This window comes from Plesiocystis pacifica SIR-1, from assembly GCF_000170895.1.
Taxonomy (GTDB): domain Bacteria; phylum Myxococcota_A; class Polyangia; order Nannocystales; family Nannocystaceae; genus Plesiocystis; species Plesiocystis pacifica.
The window spans coordinates 47,279-54,471 of record NZ_ABCS01000069.1 but is presented as its reverse complement, the minus strand read 5'-3'; the positions used below and the strand labels follow the sequence as shown (position 1 = coordinate 54,471).

At 70.4% G+C, this 7,193-nt stretch carries 5 protein-coding genes; 4 read left to right on the top strand and 1 reads right to left on the bottom strand.

What is annotated here, in order from left to right; all coding sequences use genetic code 11:
• The 4 genes from PPSIR1_RS44050 to PPSIR1_RS28230 all read left to right on the top strand — a co-directional run.
• On the top strand, window positions 1-934 hold a 934-nt coding region (locus tag PPSIR1_RS44050; protein ID WP_006974618.1), incomplete at its 5' end, for a DUF4150 domain-containing protein.
• The gene (locus tag PPSIR1_RS28240; protein WP_006974617.1) at window positions 931-2,778 is read left to right on the top strand and encodes a hypothetical protein; all 1,848 of its coding nucleotides are present in this window, start codon (window positions 931-933) and stop codon (window positions 2,776-2,778) included. The genes PPSIR1_RS44050 and PPSIR1_RS28240, both read left to right, overlap by 4 nt.
• Window positions 2,779-2,938: 160 nt before the next feature.
• Window positions 2,939-3,472: a hypothetical protein gene (locus PPSIR1_RS28235; RefSeq protein ID WP_006974616.1), complete on the top strand. Its 534-nt coding sequence runs from the start codon at window positions 2,939-2,941 to the stop codon at window positions 3,470-3,472.
• A gap of 19 nt (window positions 3,473-3,491) precedes the next feature.
• The gene (locus tag PPSIR1_RS28230; RefSeq protein WP_006974615.1) at window positions 3,492-4,481 is read left to right on the top strand and encodes a hypothetical protein; all 990 of its coding nucleotides are present in this window, start codon (window positions 3,492-3,494) and stop codon (window positions 4,479-4,481) included.
• Between the two features lies 1 nt (window position 4,482).
• Here the strand turns inward: PPSIR1_RS28230 and PPSIR1_RS28225 are convergent, their stop codons facing one another.
• A complete protein-coding gene (locus tag PPSIR1_RS28225) occupies window positions 4,483-7,146 on the bottom strand; it encodes a bifunctional YncE family protein/alkaline phosphatase family protein (protein ID WP_006974614.1) in 2,664 nt (887 codons plus the stop codon).
• Window positions 7,147-7,193 lie beyond the last annotated feature (47 nt).

Below are 7,193 nucleotides of genomic sequence, written 5' to 3'. Positions count from 1 at the left end.
CGGCCCCGTGCCCATCCCCTACCCCGACTCCTCGTTCACCAAGGACCTCAAGGACGGGTCCAAGACCGTGCTCGTCGGCGGCAAGCCCATCGCGCTCAAGAGCTCGAGCCACCTGGCCAGCTCGCCCCTGGGCAACGAGGCCGCGACCAAGAGCTTCGGCGCGGGCGTGGTCTCGCACCAGATCACCGGCAAGACCTTCTTTGCGATGTGGTCGATGGACGTCAAGGCCCAGGGCAAGAACGTCTGCCGCCACCTCGACATCGCGACTTGCAACCACGGCTCGCCGGGCAACTCCCCGCCGATGCCCGCCGCCGGCAGCATGAGCGTGGGCGGGACCGGCAGCAGCGCGAGCACGGGGCCGCTGTGCGAGTGCTGCGGTCAGCCCATGCACGACGGGCAAAAGGACGACTCGGGCAACCCCGCGCCGACGGTCTCCGAGGACGAGTGGTATTGCCTCGACGAGCTGCCCGCGATCGAGGCCGCGATCGAGGCCCTCCCCACCGTCCACCCCCTCAACAAGACCGGCATGAAGCACCTCGAGGCCGATGAGGACAAGCTCATCAAGCGCTGGGAAGAGCTCGAGCAGCGCAAGGAGGCCGTCGCCAACGCCCGCGCCAAAGGCTGCGAGAGCCTGCCTGAGCCGCCCTGCAACGTGTACCGCGTCACACCAACGGGCTCGGCCGACAAGATCGCCAACGAGTGGGACGACTACCGCTCAGATTACCTGAGTGCAAACGGCTACCCACCGGGCACCAAGACCAACCACCGCGTGCCCAAAGTCGCGGGTGGGTGTCCGGGTAACGCTCATAGTCAGGGTAACCTCGTGCACGACTCGGAGCTCTCGGCGGACTGCCTGAAAGCGGACGACGAGCTGGGCAAGGCCCAATCCAGCGCTGCGCGGATCTGGGAGACGAGAGGACCACCGACACCGTGAGCAAGGGAAACCTCGACTTCGCCGGGCCTGGAGCCCTGAGAATCCTCGCCCGGGGCTACCGCTACGACTGGCCCGAGGGCTTCGACGCCGACTCGCAGGCGATCCTGCGCCACACCGACACCGGCGTCGTGCTCGTCGCGGCCCTCGAGCGCCTGCGCCTGCGCGGGGACGACTCGGCCCTGCCCACCGTGCTCGAGCGCTGCCTCGACGACGAGCACCCCGTGATCAACGCCGAGGCCCACCTCCTCCTCGGCCTCGCCGGCAGCCCGGAGCTGATCGCCAACCTGATCCAGCGCTTTTGGGCGCCCCTGCAGGCCGGGACCCTCGCGTGGTGGCCCGCGCTCTACACCGCCGAGGCCCTGCTGCACAGCGGCCTGAGCTGGACCATACCCATCGTGCTCGCCCTCTACCGATGCGCCGCGCGCAGCTCGGGCCGCAAGGAGCTCGGGGCCCTGCCGCTGCTCATCGAGCTCGCCCTCACGCCGCGCTACGAGAACGTGCTCTACCCCCACTACGAGCGCGGCGAAGACCTGGCCCTCATCGAGCAGGCCATGGCCTGGTGGCGGCCCCTCGACGAGGCCCACGGCCCCAACGCCAGCTTGCTGTTCGGCGCCCCCTTCGATCTCCGGACCCTCGCCGAGTCCCTGCGCGAGACCGCGACCCAGCCCAGCGTGCCCTTCCTGGGCTGGTACCGACGGCGCTACGAGGGCGCCACCGGCATCGACTGCTCGAGCTGGTACGGCCACGGCGGACGCAAGCGCGGGCTGCAAGCCGCCGCCGAGGCCGAGCGCCTGCTCGACAGCCCCGCCGAGCTCGACCGCTACCTCCCGGGCCAGCGCTACTTCCTCGGTCACCCCATCGGTCACGCTCCCGGTGCGGGGCCCGAGTGGACCCAGGCCGAGTGGGTCGCCGGGCTGCACGCGTGGTGGGGCGATGTCCTCGACGCAGATCGCAAGCTCGCAGGCGTCAGCGCGGCCCCGAACGACGACGACGAGGAAGACGACGAGGAAGACGACGACGATCCCCCGGGCTGGGACGAGTACCTCTACGGCCCCTTCCTCGACGCCCCCGCGGACCCAAAGGGCGATCCCTGGAGCCGGCTGAGCGCGGCGATCCAAGACGCCTACCTCGGCGAGTTCGAGGGCCTCACCCCCGCCGTGCTCGCGGCCCTCGAGCTCGGCGACCCCGACCGCGACTTCGACCTCCAAGCCGCCTACTTCCTCGGCGACGCCGCGCCCCTGTCTCAGCTCCAGGCCCTCGTCGAGACCCTCGCCCCGCGCCTGTTCGACGACGGCGCGGACGCCAAGGGCGACCCGCGCTGGCGAGAGCTCGCCATCCTCATCCTCGCCCGCGCCGCCATGCCCTGGACCCTGCGCGCCGGCCAGGCCGTGTTCGAGGCCTTCGTGCCCCAGGGCGAGTATCCCCGCTACCTGCGGCCGTGGACCTACTTCCAGGACGCCCTGCCTCCCCTCGGCGCCATGGAGGGCCTCCGCGAGCGGGTCCGCGTCGACCACGAGCGCCTCGGCGAGCGCCTGGCCGCCGCGCTCGAGGGCCTCGAGCCCAGCACCGCCTTGGTCCACGGCGAGCCCCTGCGTCTGAGCGAGCGCGTCGACGCCCTCGCGGCCGAGCTGGCCAAGGACGCGCTCCGGCCCGACCGCATCTACCCGCTGCGCCACCTGCTCGAGGCCAGCACCGGTGTCGACATGCAGTCGCTGTGGGTCAACGCCGAGATCGTCGATCGAGCCGCGGGCCTGGCCCTCGTCGAGACCCTGCGCGAGACGGACTGCGTGCGCGAGCACGAGCCGGGCGTGCGGCTGTTCGCAGGGCATCGCATCCCCGACTGACGGAGATGGCGAATCCGTCGTCAGCCCGCGTGGTGTTCGTACCTTTGAGCAGAGTCTCGCCACGACCATCGACCAAGCTCAGCCCGACCCATGGGCTATTTGTGTTCATCCCTCCGGCCACGGGCGACCGCAGCGTCGTCCCTTGCCTTAGAGTTCGCCCATGTCCAAGACGAAGCGCCGCCCGCGAACGGCAGTCCTCCTCGCCACCATGCTCCTCGCCGCGCCCGCGCTCGTCTCGGGCTGTGACAAACAGGACGACGAAGCGAAGGCGAAGCCCGTCGAGGTCATCCCCAAGCAAACCAACGGCTCCCCCGTCGCGGCCAAGTTCGTCCGCTTCGTCGGCGAGGGCGAAGAACGCGGCGTGGAGATCCTGCTCTACAACCACGGGGACCGCACCGCCGCCGGCATGGTCGTCTTGCTGCGCTACTACGACGCCAAGGACCAGCTCCTCGTGGTCAAGGAGGGCACGCCCTTCCAGAGCGACAGCGACTTCACCTCGGTCTCCGGCAGCCGCTACACGATCGAGCCGAGCAAGAACGCGACCTTCGAGCTCGACGGTCGGAGCTTGGGCGTGCCCGCGGCGGCGGCCCGCGCCGAGCTTGCGATCTCCAAGGTCGACGCGCTCGCGGGCGACGGCAAGACCATCGAGAACTGGTGGGGGCAGGACAACTTCAACGAGTGGCCGGCCGAGTAGTCCCCCGACTCCTCCCACCATGGCGCCCACCCTGCCCAAGCTCCCCTCCGAGCTGATCCCCTACGCCGAGTTCCGCGAGCGCCTCGACGCCCTGGGGATGACCCCGATCACCGTCTCCGAAGGCGGCAGCGGCCGGGCGCGCTGGACCGGGCCCGGGCTGAGCCTCGTCGTCGAGCACTCGGGCTACGGCGGCGGCTACGGCGGGCGACGCCCCGTCCGGGTCCGGCGCTACTTCGTCGAGCACGCCACCCTCCCCGACTCGCCCGAGCAGCACGCCCAGGTGTGCGAGGTGCTCGGCCGGCTCACCGCCCCCGGTCCTGCCGTCCACGCCTACCACCCCGCGAAGCTCGAAGAGCGGCTGCTCCGCTTTTGGGACGAGCACGACTGCTCGCGCTTTCGCCTCGTATTGGCCTCGGACGAGCTCTTGCTCGCGCCCACAGCCGAAGGCGCGACCTTGGCCGATCGCCTGCGCGTCTACGCCGGCGTGGCCACGCGGCTCGGTCACGAGCTCCGGATGCTCCGCTCGGGCAAGGGCCCTCCCGTCACCTGGCCCGTGCTCTACGCGGGCGCCGGGGCTGACCTGGCGCCGCGGATCGACGAGGTCGTGCGCGCGATCGGGTCGTCTCGCTACCTGCTCACCGTGGGGGCCGACCTGTCCGTCGAGGAGCCGCTCGCCGTGAGCCGAGAGCGAGCGCGCAGCTTGGCTCCCGAGATTGCGCGCCGCAAACGGCAGGGCGCGACCATCTACGTCGAGATCGACGCCCAGGCAGCCGAGGCGGTAGAGGTCCACGCGAGCGACGACGTCCCCGCGATCAAAGCGAAGCTGCGCGCGCTCGTCGAGGCGACCCAGGCCAAAGAGTTCGTCGTCGAAGGCGCGAGCGAGACCGTCGTCAAGCCCCGCAAGCTGCTCAAGCTCGCCACCACCTTGCGCGCTCGCGCCAGCGGTGGCGAGGCCCTTCGAGTCCGACCCAATCGAGCCTCCCGCCCATCGGCGCGCCTGGTGCTCTGACTCAGCGGGCGGCCTTCGCCTTCGCCCCCAGATAGGCCTCGTAGGCCTCCTTCGCCTCCTCGAACGCCTCCGTCTCCTCCTCGGCCTCCTCCACGAGCTCGGCCCACTCCTGCGCCCCGAGGTAGCCCTTCGGATCGGCGATCATCGCCTCCGCCTCGGCCTTGCTCATGTTGCCCTGGCGCCACTGCCAGTAGGCCTCGAGCACGACCCCGAGCTCCGGGTTGCGGTCCGGCCCCGAGAAGTCCATGGCCATGGACGCCTCCCAGCCGGGCTCGGTCCCATCGTTGTTGGTCTCGGGGATGATCCGCGGGACGTGGTCGTAGGGCGCAAAGTCGGGGACGGCCGTGAAGAAGTCCCACAGCGGCGCCGCGACGGCGTCGCGCCGGCCCACCGGCGGCACCCCGAGGATCCGGTCGATGGTCGCAAACACGCTCGCAAAGCCGGCGTGCACGTGGGAGACGTGCCCGCGCCGGGCCCAGGGCGAGGCCACGACCACGTAAGAGCGGTGCGCGTCGACGTGGTCGCCGCAGCCTTGCGGGTCGTCCTGAAGGATGATCACCGCGGTCTTGTCCCAAAACTCCGACTTGCTCACGGCGTCGACGACGATGCCCACGGCGACGTCGTTGTCGGCGATCATCGACTCGGGCGAGGGCGTGCCCGGGCTGGTCCCGTTGGTGTGGTCGTTGGGCAGCAGCAGGTAGGTGAAGGGCTTTAGGGTCCCGCCGCTGATCTTGTCGGCGACGTACTGGGCCTTGTCCTCGTCCTTGACCGAGTAGTTGAGGTAGGGCCCGCCCGGGAAGCCGCCGTCGATGTGCTCGAACACCGCCCCGTTGCCCTCCTTCGAGGCCGAGAGCGTGCCGACGACCTCGCCGTAGACGGTGAAGTCCACGCCCTCGTCGATGAGGTGCACGAAGTAGTCGCCGGGCCCGGCCGCCTCGAGCAGCTGGTAGCCCTGGAAGTCCTCGCCGGAGTAGCTCTCGATCCACGTGCGCTGGGCGTACTCGCTGAGGTGCCCGCCGGTCAGCCACAGGTGGCCGGTGTCGGACACCTCCGCCTCGGAGTAGAAGTTGTCGGACAGGGCGAAGGCCTTGCCGAGCTCGTGGGTATTGGGGGTGTAGTCGTAGCCCCAGCGCAGCTCGCTGGCGTCGGTGTCGATGTCCGGGATGTCCGAGTCGGCGAAGATGCAGTCGAAGGTCTTGTTCTCCTTGACGATCAAGATGACGTGCTCGATGGGCGAGACGTCCCCGGGCTTGCTCGGGATCGGGAAATTGTCGAGCTCGCAGGTGAAGGGGAACACCTCGCCGGGGCGACGGAAATTCGCCTGAGCCTGGTCCGTGAGCCCGTCGAGGTCGAAGCCGTCTTCGAGGTCGACGACGCTGATCGAGCCGGTCATCTGGTCCTTGATGCCCTCGCCCGCGTTCGGCCCGTACCAGCCGCCCTTGCCGTCGACGACGACGAGGCGGTCGAGGGTCGAGGTCAGGGCGACGTCCGTGGGCCACCAGCCGGCCGGGAAGGCGCCGAGGACCTCGAGGCTGCTGCCGTCGAGGACGCTGACGGCGTTGTCGGCCCCGCGGGTGGCGTAGAGGCGGTCGCTGACGGCGTCGTAGGTGACGGCGTTGACGTTCGAGAAGCGGTAGGGGTCGCCCTCTTCGTCGAGCAGCTCGCCGACGGCGGCCTCGGCCGTGACCGCGCGGGTCTCCGCGTCGATGGCCACGACCAGGTCCGTGCCCGCGACGGCGGCGTAGACCCGCTCGTCGTCCTCGCCCACGGCCAGGCCCGCGGGGCTGAGGGTCAGGTCGAGGACCTCGGCGACCGTGCCCGTGACCAGGTCGACGACGGCGATGCCCTCGTCGTCGATGGCCGAGACGTAGAGCTCCTGGCGCGAGGGCAGGTGGACGACGTCCCAGGCCCACAGCGGGAGCTCGATCTGCCGGACCTCGCTCAGGCTCTGGGTGTCGAACTCGAACAGCGTGCTGGTCTTGTTGGTGCCCGAGCCCTCGCCGCGCCACTGCCCGGCCCACAGCGTGTTGCCGTCGGGGGACAGGGCCAGGCCCGAGGGGTAGTCGCTGCACGGAAGATCCGCGGCCTTGGTCAGCAGGCCGTCCATGCCGACGTCGTAGACCTCGACGATGTCGTCGCCGCCGCTGCTCGAGTACAGCCGGCTGCCGTCGGCGGACAGCTCCAGACCGTAAAAGGCGTTGTCACGGTCGATGTCCTGGATGACCTCGTTGAACTCGAGGTCGACGACGAGCAGGCGCCGATCCTTGCGCGGGGTCGAGGTGACGTAGGCGACGTCGGCGAAGGGGTGGACGACGACGTCGGCGGGGAAGCCAGGGAGCAGGGCGTGGGGGCCGGCGTAGGCGATGCGGTGGCCGCCCGCGGCGAGGATGACCTCGCCGTCCTCGGTCTGGTTGGGGCCCATCCGGAGCATCGCCTCCGGGGGCGGATCGGCGACGCAGTCCTCGACGCCGGTCTCGCCCGTGTCCGTGTCCGTGTCCGTGGCGGTCTCGGTCCCCGTCTGCGTTGGATCCGTGTCCGCCGCGCCCATGTCTGGGGGCGTCGACGTGGTCCCGATCTCGTCGTCGGTCGAGGGCGTGTCGTCGGCGCACGCGGCGAGGCTCAGGCCGAGAACGACGAACGAGGCGGGCAGCGTGGCGCGGCGCATGGCCGCAATGTACAGCGCCCAGCGCGGTCGTGGTGAGCCGTCACAGC